The sequence below is a fragment of the Sphingomonas sp. genome (assembly GCF_035910975.1).
GTDB lineage: Bacteria > Pseudomonadota > Alphaproteobacteria > Sphingomonadales > Sphingomonadaceae > Sphingomonas.
On the sequence record NZ_JAMHWM010000042.1, the window covers coordinates 21178 to 38055 of the forward strand.

Annotated in this window: 22 protein-coding genes; 5 read left to right on the plus strand and 17 right to left on the minus strand. The window is 68.3% G+C overall.

All coding sequences use genetic code 11. The features are described from left to right. Positions 1–10: 10 nt before the first annotated feature. From VYI76_RS15870 to ruvB, 8 genes are all read right to left on the minus strand, one after another. Complete coding sequence (locus VYI76_RS15870) at positions 11–910, minus strand: SPFH domain-containing protein (protein WP_326525785.1); 900 nt, start codon at positions 908–910, stop codon at positions 11–13. A 99-nt stretch (positions 911–1009) separates the two neighbouring features. Further along, positions 1010–1537, minus strand: coding sequence for a peptidoglycan-associated lipoprotein Pal (gene pal / locus VYI76_RS15875; RefSeq protein WP_326525786.1), 528 nt, complete (start codon positions 1535–1537; stop codon positions 1010–1012). 65 nt (positions 1538–1602) lie between these two features. Next, positions 1603–2925 carry a Tol-Pal system beta propeller repeat protein TolB gene (gene tolB, locus VYI76_RS15880; protein WP_326525787.1) on the minus strand — a complete coding sequence of 441 codons (1323 nt, stop codon included), beginning with the start codon at positions 2923–2925 and terminating at the stop codon, positions 1603–1605. Between the two features lie 20 nt (positions 2926–2945). Continuing rightward, complete coding sequence (locus tag VYI76_RS15885; protein ID WP_326525788.1) at positions 2946–3869, minus strand: cell envelope biogenesis protein TolA; 924 nt, start codon at positions 3867–3869, stop codon at positions 2946–2948. Continuing rightward, on the minus strand, positions 3869–4306 hold the full coding sequence (gene tolR / locus VYI76_RS15890) for a protein TolR (RefSeq protein WP_326525789.1): 438 nt from the start codon (positions 4304–4306) through the stop codon (positions 3869–3871). The genes VYI76_RS15885 and tolR overlap by 1 nt, the downstream gene beginning before the upstream one ends. A 4-nt stretch (positions 4307–4310) precedes the next feature. Next, on the minus strand, positions 4311–5003 hold the full coding sequence (gene tolQ / locus VYI76_RS15895) for a protein TolQ (RefSeq protein WP_326525790.1): 693 nt from the start codon (positions 5001–5003) through the stop codon (positions 4311–4313). Continuing rightward, positions 4994–5470: a tol-pal system-associated acyl-CoA thioesterase gene (gene ybgC, locus VYI76_RS15900; RefSeq protein ID WP_326525791.1), complete on the minus strand. Its 477-nt coding sequence runs from the start codon at positions 5468–5470 to the stop codon at positions 4994–4996. Before ybgC ends, tolQ begins: the two co-directional genes overlap by 10 nt. Positions 5471–5521: 51 nt before the next feature. Next, entirely contained in the window at positions 5522–6544 is a 1023-nt protein-coding gene (gene ruvB / locus VYI76_RS15905) for a Holliday junction branch migration DNA helicase RuvB (protein WP_326525792.1), read from the minus strand. Positions 6545–6627: 83 nt separating this feature from the next. Here ruvB and VYI76_RS15910 point away from each other — a divergent pair, with 83 nt between their 5' ends. Then, entirely contained in the window at positions 6628–7197 is a 570-nt protein-coding gene (locus VYI76_RS15910; RefSeq protein WP_326525793.1) for a hypothetical protein, read from the plus strand. 11 nt (positions 7198–7208) lie between these two features. Here the strand turns inward: VYI76_RS15910 and ruvA are convergent, their stop codons facing one another. The 7 genes from ruvA to VYI76_RS15945 all read right to left on the minus strand — a co-directional run bounded on the left by ruvA (position 7209) and on the right by VYI76_RS15945 (position 11982). Then, positions 7209–7805: a Holliday junction branch migration protein RuvA gene (gene ruvA, locus VYI76_RS15915; protein ID WP_326525794.1), complete on the minus strand. Its 597-nt coding sequence runs from the start codon at positions 7803–7805 to the stop codon at positions 7209–7211. A 242-nt stretch (positions 7806–8047) separates the two neighbouring features. Beyond that, complete coding sequence (gene ruvC / locus VYI76_RS15920) at positions 8048–8536, minus strand: crossover junction endodeoxyribonuclease RuvC (RefSeq protein WP_326525795.1); 489 nt, start codon at positions 8534–8536, stop codon at positions 8048–8050. Positions 8537–8833: 297 nt separating this feature from the next. Further along, complete coding sequence (locus VYI76_RS15925; RefSeq protein ID WP_326525796.1) at positions 8834–9577, minus strand: YebC/PmpR family DNA-binding transcriptional regulator; 744 nt, start codon at positions 9575–9577, stop codon at positions 8834–8836. A gap of 33 nt (positions 9578–9610) precedes the next feature. Beyond that, positions 9611–9850, minus strand: coding sequence for a DUF2312 domain-containing protein (locus VYI76_RS15930; protein WP_326525797.1), 240 nt, complete (start codon positions 9848–9850; stop codon positions 9611–9613). A 59-nt stretch (positions 9851–9909) separates the two neighbouring features. After that, the gene (locus VYI76_RS15935; RefSeq protein ID WP_326525798.1) at positions 9910–11253 is read right to left on the minus strand and encodes a metal-dependent hydrolase family protein; all 1344 of its coding nucleotides are present in this window, start codon (positions 11251–11253) and stop codon (positions 9910–9912) included. Positions 11254–11282: 29 nt separating this feature from the next. Beyond that, positions 11283–11606, minus strand: a complete 324-nt coding sequence (locus VYI76_RS15940) for a hypothetical protein (RefSeq protein WP_326525799.1) — start codon at positions 11604–11606, stop codon at positions 11283–11285. 7 nt (positions 11607–11613) lie between these two features. Then, positions 11614–11982 (minus strand): DUF1244 domain-containing protein, encoded by a 369-nt coding sequence (locus tag VYI76_RS15945; RefSeq protein ID WP_326525800.1) that lies wholly within the window; start codon positions 11980–11982, stop codon positions 11614–11616. An 80-nt stretch (positions 11983–12062) separates the two neighbouring features. On the opposite strand from VYI76_RS15945, the gene pyk reads away from it, so the two are divergent. Continuing rightward, on the plus strand, positions 12063–13529 hold the full coding sequence (gene pyk / locus VYI76_RS15950; protein WP_326525801.1) for a pyruvate kinase: 1467 nt from the start codon (positions 12063–12065) through the stop codon (positions 13527–13529). 21 nt (positions 13530–13550) lie between these two features. On the opposite strand, the gene VYI76_RS15955 is transcribed toward pyk, so the two are convergent. Both VYI76_RS15955 and ykgO read right to left on the minus strand, forming a co-directional pair. After that, on the minus strand, positions 13551–14162 hold the full coding sequence (locus VYI76_RS15955) for an HAD-IA family hydrolase (protein WP_326525802.1): 612 nt from the start codon (positions 14160–14162) through the stop codon (positions 13551–13553). Positions 14163–14272: 110 nt separating this feature from the next. Next, entirely contained in the window at positions 14273–14398 is a 126-nt protein-coding gene (gene ykgO / locus VYI76_RS15960; protein ID WP_055755695.1) for a type B 50S ribosomal protein L36, read from the minus strand. Between the two features lie 93 nt (positions 14399–14491). Here ykgO and VYI76_RS15965 point away from each other — a divergent pair, with 93 nt between their 5' ends. From VYI76_RS15965 to VYI76_RS15975, 3 genes are read left to right on the plus strand one after another with little or no spacing between them, the layout of a single operon-like run. Then, on the plus strand, positions 14492–15049 hold the full coding sequence (locus VYI76_RS15965; protein WP_326525803.1) for a hypothetical protein: 558 nt from the start codon (positions 14492–14494) through the stop codon (positions 15047–15049). Continuing rightward, positions 15046–15651: a DUF4136 domain-containing protein gene (locus VYI76_RS15970; protein ID WP_326525804.1), complete on the plus strand. Its 606-nt coding sequence runs from the start codon at positions 15046–15048 to the stop codon at positions 15649–15651. The genes VYI76_RS15965 and VYI76_RS15970 overlap by 4 nt, the downstream gene beginning before the upstream one ends. Further along, entirely contained in the window at positions 15648–16769 is a 1122-nt protein-coding gene (locus tag VYI76_RS15975) for a M14 family metallopeptidase (protein ID WP_326525805.1), read from the plus strand. Before VYI76_RS15970 ends, VYI76_RS15975 begins: the two co-directional genes overlap by 4 nt. Positions 16770–16878: the final 109 nt, after the last annotated feature.

A 16878-nucleotide genomic window follows, 5' to 3' on the forward strand; every position in this document is an offset into this window, starting at 1 on the left:
CGACCCGGTCCTACTGATAGAGCGTGCCGGCGTTGACGACCGGCTGCGCGTCGCGATCGCCGCACAGCACCACCATCAGATTGCTGACCATGGCCGCACGGCGTTCGTCGTCCAGTTCCACGACGTTCTTCGCCGAAAGCTGTTCGAGCGCCATTTCGACCATGCCGACCGCGCCGTCGACCAGGGTCATGCGCGCGGCGACCACTGCCTGCGCCTGCTGGCGGCGCAGCATCGCGCCGGCGATCTCCTGCGCATAGGCCAGGTGGGTGAAGCCGCATTCGTCGACAGTGATCCCGGCGACCGCCATGCGCGCAATCAGTTCGGCCTGAAGCTCGCCGCCGATCTGTTCGTGGTTGCCGCGCAGCGTGACTTCCTGATGCTCGAAATCGTCATAGGGATAGCGCGATCCGATCGTGCGCACCGCCGCCTCGATCTGGACGTTGACGAACGCCTTGTAGTCGTCGACGTCGAACAGCGCCTGCGCGGTGTCGGTCACCCGCCACACCACCTGCGCCGCCATCTCGATCGGGTTGCCGCGCAGATCGTTCACCTTGATCCGGTCGGAAATGATGTTGTGGGCGCGGACCGCCACCTTCTTGCGGATCAGCCACGGCAGCACCCAGCGCAGGCCGGTGACGCGATCTGTGCCCTTGTACGACCCGAACAGCGTGATCGCCGCCGTCTGGTTCGGCTGGAGCATGTAGAAGCCGCAGGCGATGAAGCTCGCGACGATGACGCCGGCCGCGATCGTCCACGCCGCGAGCACCGGAGCGCGATCGACAAGCGTGATGCCGTAGCCGCCGACGCCAAGCGCCGCGATCATCAGAAATAGCGGGCCATAGCCCGATAAGGTGCCCGCCGGCACTTCCGCGCTGTGGCTCAGCGTGCGGAGTTCACGTCCCTGTTCCATGCTCTGCCTCCCGATTTAAAGTGATATCACTTTTATATCAAGATGGCATGGAGTCAAGGGGGTGGGCCCTCCCCGTTCCAGAGCGAGGGCCCGATCGAATCAGCCGCCCACCGTCACCGTGACAGCGCGGCGGTTCTGCGCCCAGCTCGCCTCGTCGGAGCCGAGCGCGGCGGGGCGTTCCTTGCCATAGCTGATGGTGGTGATCCGGCCTGCGTTCACCCCGCGCGCGGCAAGATAGTTCTTGGCCGCATTGGCGCGGCGATCGCCGAGCGCGAGGTTGTATTCGCGGGTGCCGCGTTCGTCGGCATGGCCCTCTATCGTGATGCGCACGTTCGGATAGCCCTGCAGCCACTGCGCCTGCGTATCCAGGATCGCGCGTGCCTGCGGATCGATATCGTACATGTCGAGGCCGAACAGCACCGTGTCGCTGCTGACCGAGCGGAGGAAATCCTGCTGGCTGCCGGGCACGATCTCGCCGCCGACCGGACCGGTCGGCTGGCCGGCGTTCGGATCGGTCTGCGTGGTGTCGACCGGGGCCGGCGGCAGCACGTCGGGGCGCTTCTTCGCGCAGCCGGCCGTCGCGACAAGCGCGGCGAGGATGATGAGGCGGGTGGTGGTCGTCGCCATGATCGGGGGTCTCCTTCTTCTCTCGGTCGTGGCCCCGCCGGACTGGCGGGCGGTGGGTAATCTCGTCAGGGCCTGAGCGGCCCCCAGCTGGGATCCGACCCGTCGAGCGGGGTCGGGATACGGCGTTCGTTCACGCCGGTCAGATCGACCGACCAGACATCGGCACGCGCCGCGCCCTGGCCCGATCGGAAATAGGTAAGCACGCGGCCGTTGGGCGACCAGCTGGGGCCTTCGTCGCCCCAGGCCTCGGTCAGCAATTTCTCGTCACCGCCATTTGTTCCCATCACGCCGATACGAAAGCGTCCGCCGCCCATTTTCGTGAAGGCGATCAGGTCGCCGCGCGGGCTCCACACCGGGGTGGCGTAGCGGCCGCCGCCGAAGCTGATCCGCTGCTGGTTCGATCCGTCGGCGTTCATCACATACAGCTGCTGGGTGCCGCCGCGGTCGCTTTCGAACACGATGCGGGCACCGTCGGGCGAATAGCTGCCGCCGGTGTCGATGCCCGGACTGGTCGTCAGTCGTTGCGGCGTGCCGCCGTTGATCGACACGCGGTACAGGTCGGTATTGCCCGCCTGCGCCATCGAGAACAGCACCCACTGGCCGTTGGGCGACACGCGCGGCGAGAAGGTCAGGCTGGCGCCGGAGACGAGCTTGCGCTGCCGCGCGGTGCCGAGATCGTAGACGTAGAGCGCCGGCTGGTCGTCGACATAGCTCATGTAGACGATCTGTTGCTGGTTGGGCGCGAAGCGCGGGGTCAGCACGATCGACTGGCCGTTGGTCAGGAAGCGGTGGTTGGCGCCGTCCTGGTCCATGATCGCCAGCCGCTTGATACGGCGGTTCTTCGGCCCCGTTTCGGAGACATAGACGATGCGGCTGTCGAAATACGGCCCCTCGCCCGACAGCCGGGTATAAACCGCATCAGCGCATTTGTGCGCGGCGCGGCGCCAGTCGGCGGGCGACACGACGAAGCCGGCGCGGGTCAGTTCGGTGCGCGCAAACACGTCGTAGAGGTAGCAGCCGACCGTCAGGTTGCCGTCGCCGTTGGCGCGGACGAAGCCCTGGATCAGCGCCTGTGCGCCGGTGCCTCCCCAGTACGGAAAATCGGGCGAGGTCACCTGCTCCATGCCGACGCCGCGCAGCGATTCGGGGCCGATCGGCTTGAACAGCCCCGAATTGCGAAGATCGTTGGTGACGACCTCCGCCACCTGCCGGCCGAGCTGATCGGTGTTGCCGGCAGCAGTCGATTGGGTCGCAGGCGTCGCCATCGGCGGGATGGCGATCGGCATCGGGGCAGAGATGCCGCCGACGACATCGACCTCGACCTGCGCGGCGGCGGGCACCGCCATGTTCGCCAGCATCACGGCGACCGCGCTCAACATCTTGCGCATCTTGCTCTCCATCGCCGCCATCAGCCGGGCAGCCTGTAGTTGAGGATGATGTCTTCCCAGCCGCCGTCGTAAAGCTCGGCCGGGAGCTTGTAGGGGGCGCACTGGATCACCGCCGCGGCGGCCAGTTCGCCGACGCGCTGGGCATAGCGCTGGTTCTCGCCATTGACGCCGGTCTGGCCGGTCAGCACCGGACGAGCCGACATCGTGCCGTCCGGGTTCATGCGCAGGCGCAGGCGCGACGATATCAGGTTGGCGCCGGGCCCGGGATTGGGGACGCGATCGGCACAGGGCTGGACCTGGCGGCGGATCGCGTCGCCCAGCCCAGCCACCGCCTGCGCGCTGACATTGGCGGTACGCGGCGCCTGGCCGGTGCCCTTCTGCTGCGACTGCGCGAGGCTCTTGCGGAAATCGTCACCGAGCAGCGATCCGCGCGGGCGGCTGGCCTTCGACGCGGCGTCGCTGCCGGGGCGTTCGGGAGCGACGTCGGGCCGGGCAAGGCCGGGACGCTTGGGCTGGGGCGCGGCCTTGGGCGCCGGTGCGGCCTTCGGCGCGGGGGCCTTGGGCGCAGGCTTGGGCGGCGCAGGCGGAGCCTTGGGCGCGGGCGCGGGCGCAGGCTTCGGCGGGGTCGGCTTGGGCGGCGCCGGTTGCGGCGGCGTCGGAGCCGGCGGCGGGGGTGCCGGCGTCGGCTCGGGCAGCGCCTCGCTCGGCGCGGGGGCGGCGTCCTCCGGCGGGCCGACCTCGGGCGCTTCGGAGGTGGCCGGCGGCTCGGTTGCCTCGGGGCCGGCGGTCTCCAGCGAGACGGCATCGACCAGCGAGATGTCGATCGGCTTGGATTCGAGCTTCAGCGGGTTGGGCGCGCTGAGAAACCCGACCGACAGCAGGCCGAACAGGACGACATGCCCCGCCGCCGCGATGCCCAGGCCGTATTTCTCCGCCCGCTCCATCAATTGCCCTGTTCACCCGCGTTGGTGACGAGCGCGACGCGGTTCAGCCCCGCACGGTTGAGCTCGCCCATCACCTGCATCACCCGGCCGTAATCGAGCCCGCGATCGGCGCGCAGCAGCACCTGCGGCGGCTGGCCCTCCTGCGCCTTGGCGGCGATGCCGGCCAGCGCATCGGCGAGCACGCCGGTCACCTCATCCTTGTCTATGAACACCCGGCCCTGGTCGTCGATCGCCATGTCGACGGGCTTCTGTTCCTGGTCGAGCGGCTTGGCGCGGCTATCGGGCAGGTTCACCGGCACGCCGGCCGTCAGCAGCGGCGCCGTCACCATGAAGATGATGAGCAGCACCAGCATGACGTCGACCAGCGGCGTCACGTTGATGTCCGCCATCGGCGCGCGCCGGCCCTTGCCGCGCTGGGAGGGGAGGTTGACGGCCATCGCCCTAACGGTCCGTGTCCAGCTGGCGGCTGAGCGTCGCGTGGAAGCCGTCGGCGAAGCGGTTGAGCCGCGCCTCGATGCGGTTGATGCCGTGCGAGAAGCGGTTGTATGCGATGACTGCGGGGATCGCCGCGAACAGGCCGATCGCGGTGGCGAACAGCGCCTCCGCAATGCCAGGCGCAACGACCGCGAGCGACGAATTCTGCTGGCTGGCGATCGCGGTGAAGCTGCGCATGATGCCCCACACGGTGCCGAACAACCCGACGAACGGCGCGACCGAACCCACCGTCGCCAGCACGTTCAGCCGGTCGCTGAGCTTGTCGATCTCCTGCGCGCCGGCGGCGCCCATCGCGGTGGCGAGGCGTTCGCGGGTGCCGTCGCGGTCCACCGCCTTGCCGGCGGTCGAACGGCGCCATTCGGCGACGCCCGCCGCGAAAACCTTCGCGACCGGCACGTCGCTGTCACGTTCGGCACGGTGGAAGGCGTCGATGTCGCCGGCGGTGCGATAGGCATCCTCGAACCGGGCGGTTTCCTTGCGGACCGCGCCCAGCCGCCGCCAGAACATGACGATGATCGCCCAGGTCCAGATGCTGGCGGCGAGCAGGCCGAACATCACAGCCTTCACGACGAAATCGGCCTGCATGAACAAGGCGACGGGAGACAGTGTCGCGGCGTCGGTATTGGCAATCAGCTCCATGACTTCCCTTGTTCTCCCTGCCAGACGAGGCGTTCGAAGGCGGCGACCCAGTCGGCGGGCTGACGACGCGGGCGGCCGGAGGGGGCGACGAACGCCGCCTCGACCGATGCGTCGGTCAACAGGACCGTGTCGCGGATGACTCTCTGATGAATGACAACCGATGCGGGCCGCAATGTGACGAGGCGCGAGGCGACGACCAGGGTGTCGTCGAGCTTCGCCGGCGCGGCATAGCGGATGGCGAGGTCGCGGATGGCATAGGCGCCCTCCCCGGCCTCGAACGCGGCGCGCTGGTCGATCCCGGCGGCGCGCAGCATCGCCGACCGGGCGCGTTCCATGTAGCGCAGGTAGTTGGCGTGATAGACGACGCCCGACAGGTCGGTGTCCTCGAAATAAACGCGCACCGGGAAGCGATGCTCCCGGCCCTCGAGCCGCCCTTCGAGGGGCATCGCGGCGACTGTGGCGTCCATGCCACAGGCTGTTAACCGCGTTGAGTCGCTCGCGGAACCCCGTTCGTCCGCCTAATCGAACAAACCGTCCTGCCCGCCCGCCGGAGGATCGAGACCGAGATGCTTCCAGCCCAGACCGTTGAGGCAGCGCCCGCGCGCGGTACGGGCGATCAGGCCGAGCTGGATCAGAAACGGCTCGATCACCTCCTCGATCGTGTCGCGCGGTTCGGAAAGGCCGGCGGCGAGCGTTTCGACGCCCACCGGGCCGCCGCGATAGATGTCGGCGATCATCGTCAGGTAGCGCCGGTCCATCGCGTCGAGCCCGAGATTGTCGACCTCCAGCCGGGTCAGCGCGCGATCGGCGGCGCGAGCATCGACGGTCGCCTCGCCCGCGACGTTGGCGAAATCGCGCACGCGGCGCAGCAGCCGGCCGGCGATGCGCGGGGTACCGCGGCTGCGGCGGGCGATCTCGCGCGCGCCATCGTCGGCGATGCCCAGATCGAGCAGCCCGGCGGCGCGGGTGACGACGCGCAGGAGTTCGTCCTCGGTGTAGAACTGCAGGCGCACCGGGATGCCGAAGCGGTCGCGCAGCGGCGTCGTCAGCAGCCCCTGCCGCGTCGTCGCGCCGACCAGGGTGAAGCGCGGCAGATCGATCCGCACGCTGCGTGCCGACGGCCCCTCGCCGATCATCAGATCGAGCGCGCGATCCTCCATCGCCGGGTAGAGCACTTCCTCGACCGCAGGATTGAGCCGGTGAATCTCGTCGATGAACAGGACGTCGCCGTCCTCCAGATTGGTGAGCAGCGCGGCGAGATCGCCCGACTTGGCAATGACCGGGCCGGAAGTGGCGCGGAAGCCCACGCCCATCTCGCGCGCGACGATCTGCGCCAGCGTGGTCTTGCCGAGGCCGGGGGGGCCGAAGAACAGGACATGGTCGAGCGCGTCGCCACGCGCTTTCGCCGCGTCGATGAACACGCGCATATTCTCGCGCGCCGCTTTCTGCCCGACGAATTCGTCGAGCGATTTCGGGCGCAGCGCGGCGTCGATATCCTCGGGGCGGCGGCCGGCGGAAAGGATACGGTCGGTGTCTGTCATGCCAGGGTTTCCGTGACGAGCCGATTGCACGCCGCTCGCATCGCAGGCAAGCTGCACGGCAAATCACGAAGGGGGATGACGGAATGGCTGGCAAGAAGATCGGCGGAGTGATCGGCGCGGCATTGCTGCTGGCGAGCTGCGGCGGCGGAACGGGCGATGCCACCGGCGGCAACGCCACCGCGACCGCCGACGCACCCGCCACCGGCGCGATGCCGGCGGGCTGGAAGGCGACCGATGCGTGCAGCGTCATCGACAAGGCCGCGATGAGCGAGGTGCTGGGCAGGCCCGTCACCGAGACGTCGCTCGCCCTGGTGCACGAGCCGACGCCCGGCGGAAGCGACGCCGGCACGTCCGAATGCACCTACATGCTCGATGGCGGACGCGCGACGGTGATGACCCGCTGGTCGCCGATCAACGACAATACCGACGGTGCGATCAATACCGCGCGCAGCACGATGAAGCAGACGCTGGCGGCATTCGGCGGCGGCGAGGTGGAAGACATCGCCGGCCTGGGCAAGGCCAGCATCTGGGTAGGCAAGGTCAACCAGTTGCAGACCTTCATCGGCGAGGACCGCATGGTGCTCATCACCGTTCCGACCGGCGCCGATGCAAAGGACAAGGCGATCGCGCTGGCCCGCAAGGCAGGCGCCTGACGGCGAGGCCCTCACTTCGCCGCCTTCCGAAGCGCCAGCCGGACCAGCGCGTCGAGCGTCGCGCCCGGCCCCAGCTCCTCCTCCGCCGCCGCCACCGCGGCGCTCGCCTCGGCTGGCCTGAAGCCAAGGTTGCCGAGCGCCGACAGCGCGTCACCGGCCGCGCTGCCGGCCGGAGCCGCGACGCCACCTGCCGGACCGAGCGCGACCGCGCCTACCTTGTCCTTCAGTTCGCGGACGATGCGTTCGGCAAGTTTCGGCCCGACGCCGTTCGCGCGGGCGACCATCGCCTTGTCCTGCGCCGCCACGGCGCGCGCCACGTCATCGGGCGGCAACGCGGAGAGGATCGCCAGCGCGACGCGGGCGCCGACCCCCTGCACGCCGGTAAGCAGGCGGAACCAGTCGCGCTCGCCCGCTGTCGCGAAGCCGACGAGGCGCAGGAAATCCTCGCCGACCAGCAATTCGGTGTGGAGCGTCACGCCCTCGCCGACCGGCCCCAGCGCGTCGAGCGTGCGTGCCGAGGCGCCGACGAGATAACCTACACCGCCGACGTCGATCACGGCGTGATCGGACGCGGTCGAGGTCAGGATGCCCTTGAGATGCGCGATCATGACGCGGGCGCCCGGCGATTTGCGACAGCAAATCGCGGAGTCGCCACGGCGGGCAGCGGTCGGGCGCAGCCCGTCCGTCTGACGGCGTGGCACGAGCCGGCACCCCCCGCGAAGTTCACGAAGTTTCGGGCAACGCGGCTCATTCCGTCAACTTCTCCCCGCCTCTGAGCCCCGGCAAACCAAGCGATCGGGCGGCCCACGTCGCCGGCACATAACAGGAACGCGGCGGTGTAGGAAAGCCCCTATCGCCCGATGGCGCGCGCGCTGGCGATATGGTGCGCGTGGCAGATCGCGACCGCCAGCGCATCGGCCGCGTCCACTCCGGCAATCTTCGCCCCAGGCAACAGCACCCCGATCATCGCATGGACCTGCCGCTTCTCCGCCCCGCCGGTGCCGACCACCGATTTCTTGACGAGCCGCGCGGCATATTCGCCGACATCCAGCCCGGCGCGCGCGGCGGCACACAGCACCACGCCGCGCGCCTGGCCGAGCTTCAGCGTCGATTGCGGGTTGGCGTTGACGAACACCTCCTCGACCGCTGCGGCATCTGGCGCGTGATCGGCGATCAGCGCGGACAACATCGCATCGAGGTGCGCGAGACGGCGCGGGAGCGGCGCGGCGCTGTCGGTCTTCAACTGACCGTTGGCCAGGTGGGACAGGCGATTGCCTTCTGCGCGGACCAGGCCCCAGCCGGTTGTGCCGAGACCGGGGTCGAGGCCGAGGATCAGCATGGGGAGAAGGAAGAAGGAAGGGGGTTCGTGCAAAGGCGCAAAGGCGCGAAGAAGAAAGGACGTTTTCGCGCGGAGACGCGGAGACGCGGAGAGACATTGCATGCCGCCATCTCGGCCGCATCAGCGGCCCTGATCGCATGGCGCGTGCCACGAGCTATGCAGTTTCGCTGACGCGAGACGGGGTCCACGCACGAGTCGTCTCCGCGTCTCCGCGTCTCCGCGCGAAAACTCCGTCTGATCTCTTCGCGCCTTTGCGCCTTTGCGCGAACCATCTTCTCTTCTTCTTGTGTTTCGCCGCTAGCCCAGCTTCTCCATCACCGCGTCGGACACTTCGTAATTGCCCCAGACGGTCTGGACATCATCGTCGTCGTCGAGCGCGTCGATCAGCTTGAACAGGGTGGCGGCATCGGATTCGCCGACATCGACCATCGTCTGCGGGCGCCAGGCGAGCTTGGCGCCCTCGGCCTCGCCCAGCACGGGCTCGAGCGCCTTGACGACCTCGTGCAGCGCGCCCTGATCGGTCCAGATCTCGTGGCCGTCCTCGCTCGACGAGACGTCCTCGGCACCAGCCTCCAGCGCCGCCTCGAACACCTTCTCCGCATCGCCCGCGCCCGCCGGATAGGTAATGAGGCCCATGCGATCGAAGCCGTGGCTCACGCTGCCGGCCGTGCCCAGGTTGCCGCCGTTCTTGCTGACCGCGGTGCGCACGTTGGTGGCGGTGCGGTTGCGATTGTCGGTCAGCGCCTCGATGATGAGGCTGACGCCGCCCGGACCGAAGCCTTCGTAGCGGATTTCCTCGTAATTGTCGCCTTCGCCCTTGGCGGCCTTGTCGATCGATCGCTGGATATTGTCCTTGGGCAGCGACTGCGCCTTGGCGGCGTTGACGGCCGCACGCAGGCGCGGGTTCATGTCCGGATCGGGCAGGCCCATCTTCGCCGCGACAGTGATTTCGCGGCTGAGCTTCGAAAACAGGTTCGACCGCTTCTTATCCTGCGCACCCTTGCGGTGCATGATGTTCTTGAATTTGGAATGGCCTGCCATGTGCTCGTCCGAATCTGGGTCTGGGCGCCGACGCTACACGAGGCCGAGCGCGTTGCGATAGGTTTCCAACAGTGCGTCCGCTTCGTCGCGATGATGTTTCTCCATCCTCCGCAGGCTGACGATTTTGCGCATCGTCTTTGAATCGAAGCCGGTCGATTTCGCTTCGCCATAGACGTCCTTGATGTCGTCCATGATGCCGCGCTTCTCTTCTTCCAGCCGCTCGATGCGCTCAATCAAAAGACGCAATTGTTCGGCCGATACGTTGTCGGTCATGTCTTGCTCCGGTTGGGACAGGCGGGTCGGTTAGCCGTGCGGGCGCCGGCCATCAACCATCAATCGGCGGGGAACAGCGTCGCCTTGCCGCCCGCCTTGCGCACGGCGCCGCGCTGCATGACGAAATCGACGCTGTTGAGCACGCCGACGTCGGCGATCGGATCGCCCGTCACCGCGATGATGTCCGCATCCATCCCCGGTGCGATCCGGCCGATGCGGTCGGCGCGGCCGAGCAGGGTCGCCGCATCGACGGTGGCGGTGCGGATCGCGACGGCGGGGCTCATCCCCAGCGCGGTCATGTAACCGAATTCCAGCGCGTTGGTGGCGTGCGGGCCGACGCCCGAATCGGTGCCCATCGCCACCTTCACCCCGCCGGCGAAGGCGCGGCGGTGGCTTTCCTTGACGACCTTCGCGACTTCCTCGGCCTTGGCGGCGGAGGCGACGGGGCGCTCGCCGGCGCGGCTCTGGCGGATGACGCTTTCGAAGGCGTGGATGGTGGGGATCAGATAGGCGCCCTTTTCCTTGAACAGGCGCACCGTCTCGTCGTCGATATAGCTGCCGTGCTCGATCGAATCGACGCCGGCGCGCAGGGCGGTGTCGATCCCCGACTTGCCGTGCGCGTGGGCGGTGACCTTGCGGCCGAAGCTGTGCGCGGTATCGACGATCGCCTTCATCTCGTCGAACGTCATCTGCGCCTCGAGGCCGCCGGCGATATTCGACGCCACACCACCCGACGCGGCGAACTTGATGACCTCCGCACCGGTGAAGATCTGCTCGCGCGTCGCGCGTCGGCAGGCGTCGGCGCCGTTGCACAGATGGTCGGCATCGGCGCGCATAGCATGGGCATAATCCTCACGCAGGCCGTTGGCGTCGCCGTGGCCGGCGGTGACGGAAATCATGCGGCCGGCGTTGACGATCGTCGGCCCCTCGAACTCGCCGCGCGCGATCGCGTCACGCAGCGCGCGGATGCCGCGCGGTTCGGCGCTGCCGAGATCGCGCACGGTGGTGACGCCGGCCAGCAATGTCGCGCGTGCGGAGCCTGCAGCGACGACGAAGGCATCCTCCTTGTCCCTGGTCGGGCCTTCGAGGCGTGATTTCAGCGGATAGCCCGAGGAATAGAAATGGACGTGCATGTCGATCAGCCCAGGCAGGACGTAGCGGTCCTTCAGGTCGACCAGCTTCGCCCCGCCCTCGGGCACGGCGAAGCCGTCGCGCACTTCCGCCACCTTGCCGTCGCGGACGATGATCGTCGAATTGCCGCGTGGCGCCTGGCCGGGCGTGGCGAGCAGCTTGCCGGCGTGGATATAGGTGATCCTGGGCGCGGCCGGAGCGGTCGGGGCTGTCTGGGCAATTGCGGGCGTCGCGGCGGCGAGCGCCAGCGCGAGAGCGATCGAACGGTACATGCATCCCCCTTTTGGTTATCGCAGCGATGCTAGGCGGGATTGGGGGGACGGGACAAGCCGCTCGGATATTCCAGCCCTTCACCGTTTCTAACGATGATGTGTGTGAAGCCAGCGCGACGTACGATGGCGCGCGCTTTCGCGATACAGCGTCGATCTGCTTCGCTGAACCAAACGATATCGATTTGCTGCGTCTTGTCCGAGATACCCTCATACCAGTCTTTTGCGTCGGCTGGTCGCGACATGATCATGTCCTGGATCTGGAAGGTGCATCGTCCCCGATCAGCCCGCACAAAAACCGGTTCGCCAAGTGGCTGCCACGCAGCAATCATCGCGGTGGCGAACGACGCGATCACCGCTTGCTCACCGCCCCGGATCGGTCATCGACGGCGGGTCGCTGGCCGGGAAGCTATCGTCGAGGGCGTCGTCGAGGTCCGCCTCGGTCTTGTTGCGTGCTACGCTCGCCCGCATCCGCTCAAGCTGGTCGTCGGTTGCAGGAAGCTGGTGGCGGCCCTTCCACACGTCGTACGGCTCGCCGTAGATCGCGGTGCGGGCGGTTTCGCGGTCCAGCCCGCCCGCCTCCGCGATCCAGTCGCTCAGGCAGTTGCGGCAGAAGCCGGCGAGGCCCATCAGATCGACGTTCTGCGCATCCGTGCGGTGGCGCAGGTGGCGGACGAGGCGGCGGAACGCCTGCGCCGCCGAAGCGTCGTCCATCCGGTCCAGTTCGTCCATTAGCCGCGCTCCAATACGTTGAACCCTGTCACACTTAGGCGCTAGGACGGTCGCGACAAGCCTGACACCGAAGGACAGCCATGGCCGCCAAGATTCATCCCCGCAGCCGCAAGGTGCGCGTGCTCGCGACGCTGGGCCCGGCGTCGAGCACGCCCGAGATGATCGGCAAGCTGTTCGCGGCCGGCGCCGACGCCTTCCGCGTCAACATGAGCCACGGCGACCAGGCATCGAAGGTCGCGGTGATCCAGGCGATCCGCTCGCTGGAAAAGACGCTGGGACGGCCGACCACGATCCTCGCCGACCTGCAGGGACCGAAGCTGCGCGTCGGCAAGTTCGCCGAAGGGCGGGTGATGCTGGAGACCGGCCAGACGTTTGTGCTCGATCGCTCGCCAGAGCCCGGCGACGCGACCCGCGTCGAGCTGCCGCACAAGGAGATTTTCGCCGCGGCGATCGATGGCGCGCGGCTGCTGCTCGACGACGGCAAGCTGGTGCTGCGGGTGACCGGCCACGCGCCCGACCGGATCGTGACCGAGGTCGTGGTCGGCGGTGCGCTGTCCAACAACAAGGGGCTGAACGTCCCCGACATGGTCCTCCCCCTCGCCGCGCTGACGGAGAAGGACATCAGCGACATGGCGTTCGCGCTGGAACAGGGCGTGGACTGGATCGCGATGAGCTTCGTCCAGCGTCCCGAGGATCTGGCAGAGGGCCGGAAGCTGATCGCCGGGCGGGCCGCGCTGCTCGCCAAGATCGAGAAGCCGTCGGCCGTCGCGCGGCTGGAGGAGATCGTCGAGCATTGCGATGGCGTGATGGTGGCGCGGGGCGACCTGGGCGTTGAACTGCCACCGCAGGACGTGCCGCCCTTGCAGAAGCGCATCGTCGAGGCCGCGCGGCGCCAGGGCAAGCCGGTGGTGGTCGCCACGCAGATGCTCGAATCGATGATTACGTCGCCCTCCCCGACCCGCGCCGAGGTGTCCGACGTGGCGACCGCAGTCTATGACGGGGCGGACGCGATCATGCTGTCGGCGGAAAGTGCTGCGGGCGCATGGCCGATCGAATCGGTCGCGATGATGAATTCGATCGCCACCGCGGTCGAACTCGACCCCGGCCACGGCGACCGCGTGCACTTCACCGTTACCAAGCCCGACCCGACCACCGCCGACGCGCTGGCCGAGGCCGCCAAGGGCATCGCGGTGACGGTGTCCGCGAAAGCGATCATCTGTTTCACGACGTCGGGCTCGACCGCGCGGCGCATCGCCCGCGAGCGGCCGTCGGTGCCGATGCTGGTGCTGACCCCCGATTTGGTGGCGGCGCGGCGGCTCGGCCTGCTGTGGGGGGCGCACGCCGTCCACACCCGCGACGTCGATTCGTTCGAGGAAATGGTCGCCAAGGCCAAGCGCATGGTGATCCGCCACAATATCGCGGGCGCTGGCGACAGCGTCATCATCTGCGCGGGGGTGCCGTTCAGGACGCCGGGCAGCACCAACGTGCTGCATGTCGTGCGGCTGGTGGGCGACGAGCTGAAGGGCTATTCGGGCAGCGAGGGGTAGGAGGCGCTGGCCCACTCGGGCTTAATCGAGCAGCCCAAGCACCCCGAGATCGGCACGCAACGCCGCCGCGCCCCGAAACAGGATCGCATGGATGCCGAGCGCCGCCGCGGCATCGACGTTGGCGGCATTGTCATCGACAAACACCGCTTCGCCCGGCGTCAGGCCGAACCGCGCGAGCGCGAGGGCGTAGATCGCCGGATCGGGCTTCACCAGCTTCTCGTCACCCGACACGACGATGTCGCGGAAACGGTCGAACAACGCCGCCTCCCGCGCGCGGAACGGCGGCCAGAACTCTCCCGAGAAATTGGTGATCGCGTAGAGCGGCACGCCGGCCGCATCGAGATCGGCGACCAGATCGGGCATGCCCGCGATCGGGCCGGGAATCGTTTCGTTGAAGCGCGGCCCCCACTGCGCGATCAGATCGGCGTGATGGGGAAAGCGCGCCACCAGTTCCGCCGCCGTTTCCGCGAACGGACGGCCGGCGTCGTGCTGGAAATGCCATTCCGTGGTAACGACGTCGCGCAGGAACGCATCGAGCGCCTCACCATCGCGGATGAGGCGCTCGTAGAGGAACCTGGGGTTCCAGTCGTAGAGAACCCGGCCTACGTCGAAGATGACGCTGGTGGCGCTCATCCCGTTATCAAAGCAGGGAGCCGAATCCGTGGCATCGGACGGGGCGGATCGCGCCGCCGGCCCGGCCAAGCTTCGGCTGTTCGCGGATTAGCGGTGCTAATCCCGCTGCCTCAGCCCTGACGGGCCTTGAAGCGGCGGTTCGTCTTGTTGATGACGTAGATGCGGCCGCGACGGCGGATCACGCGGTTGTCGCGATGACGGTCCTTGAGGGACTTGAGCGAGTTGACGATCTTCATGGCGTGCGGGCCGCTTCTTCTAATCAGTGGTTTCGGAAAAGAGGCGCTCGCCTATAAGGGGCGTGGCGCCAAGTCAAGGAGAAGTCCCCCGCCATGCCGCTGTCGATCACCCTGGCCGCCGCCCTGTTCGCGCAGGCCGCGCCCGCGCCGCCAGCGATGCTCGGCGGCGGGACGATCGCGGTGGCGCGGCCGGCACCGGTCGGCCGGCGCCCCGCGCCGACCCTGGTATTCGCCGAAGGGATCGAGGACGCGCTGATCGATGCCGGCTTCACCGCGATCCCCGATACCGCCCATGCGCGGCAGGTGGCAACGTTCGACGTCAAGCGCACCGCGCACGGCACCGTCCGTTCCGCCGGACCTGCGGCGGGGCCGGTGCAGGCCGGCGGCGGGATGGACAGCGCGGCGATGGGCGCGAGCCTGGGCTTCGGACTGGGATCGGGCGGCGCGCGGCTGGGCCAGCTGGTGGCGACCGAGCTGACGATCCGCATCGCGCGGCGCGGCGACAGCGGCCCGCCGTGGGAGGGGCGCGCGGTGACCCACCAGATCGCCGGTTCGCGAGGCGATTCGCCCGCGGCGCTGGCAAAGAAGCTGACGCAGGCTGTCCTGCGCAACCTTGGCGGCCCGTCGGGCCTGTTGGTGAGCGTGCCATGACCAGATTTTCCTTTCCTCTCGCCCTCCTCGCCGCGACGGCGCTGGCGGGATGCACGACGACCGGCGGCATGGGGGCCGGCGGGCCGACCGACGTCACCCGCTATCACCTGGGCGAGCCGGTCGCCGCGGGCAGCGTGGTGATCGAGCCGATGGGCACCGGCGGCGAGGCGACACCCGAGTTCCGCACCTATGGCGATGCGGTGGCGAACGAACTGTCGCGGATCGGCTTCACCCCGGCGCCTTCGGGCACCCCGGCCACCTATGTCGCGACGGTATCGTTCGTCCGCGCTTCGCGCGGGACGGTGCGCACCCCGCCGAAATTCTCGATCGGGATCGGCGGCGGCAGCTTCGGCAGCGGCGGGATTGGGCTGGGCGGCGGCGTCAGCACCGGCTTCGGCAGCAAGACCCGCGAATTGCTGGTGCTCGAACTGTTCGTCCAGCTGCGCCGCCGCAGCGACGGCACGGTGGTGTGGGAAGGCCGCGCGCAGCGGCCGGGCATGTCCGGCCCCGACGACCAGCCCGCGCTGATCGCCGGCCGCATGGCCAACGCCCTGTTCAGGGGGTTCCCCGGCGAGTCCGGAATCACTACCAGCGTGCGATGACCATCAGCATATCGGCCGCCTTCGACAGCGGCGCCATTCGTCTCGTCGGCGTTGAAGGCGACATCGTCAGCCTCGAGATTCCCACCGACCACCTGTCCGATTTCTACCAGTGGTTCCACTTCCGCGTCGCGGGCGCGCGGGGCCGCACGCTGACCTTCCGCATCGTCAATTGCGCGGGCTCCGCCTATCCGATGGGCTGGCCGGGATATCGCACGCGCGTCTCGACCGACCGCGAAAGCTGGGGCACCGCGCCGGACACCGCCTATGCCGACGGCGTGCTGACATGGACCCACGCGTTCGAAACCGATCTCGCCTGGTTCGCCTATTTCCAGCCCTATACGATGGACCGCCACGACGCGCTGGTGACAAAGGCGACGCTGGCCGAGGGTGTGAGCCACCGCCAGCTGGGCGAAACGCTCGACGGGCGGGCGATCGACTGCCTGACGCTGGGCACCGGCGCGAAACAGGTGTGGCTCTATGCCCGCCAGCATCCCGGCGAGCCGATGGCCGAATGGTGGATGGAAGGGGCGATCGAGTTGTTGACCGACTCCGCCAATGCCACCGCCAGAGCCCTGCGCGACAAGGCGACGTTCCACCTGGTGCCCAACATGAACCCCGACGGGTCGTTCCGCGGGCACCTGCGCACCAATGCGGCCGGGGTGAACCTCAACCGCGAATGGCATGCGCCGACGCGCGAGAAGAGCCCCGAAGTGCTGTGCGTGCTGGGCGCGATGGACGCGACCGGCGTCGATTTCGCCATGGACGTCCATGGCGACGAGGCGATTCCGGCGAACTTCATCGCGGGGTTCGAGGGCATTCCTTCGTGGACCGACGCACAGGGCGCAAAATTCACCGAGTTCGGCCGGCGGCTGGCCGCGCACACCCCCGATTTCCAGACCGAGAAGGGCTATGCCAAGTCCGCGCCGGGCACCGCGAACCTGAGCATGTCGACCAACCAGGTCGCCGAACGCTTCGGCGCGGTGGCGATGACGCTGGAAATGCCGTTCAAGGACCATGACGCCAATCCCGACCCGGCGCACGGCTGGGACGGCGCGCGATCGAAGGCTCTGGCCGTCGCCTGTCTGGAAACGCTGGCCGGAATGATCGACGAGATCTAGGGTCAGGACCCATTATTCGTGGTGGTCGTGACGGAGCGGATTTAGGTTCAGGGCTAGAAGCGAGGAGCGGAGCGATGCTTGTGCATCGTGACCGACGAGCGACGACGCT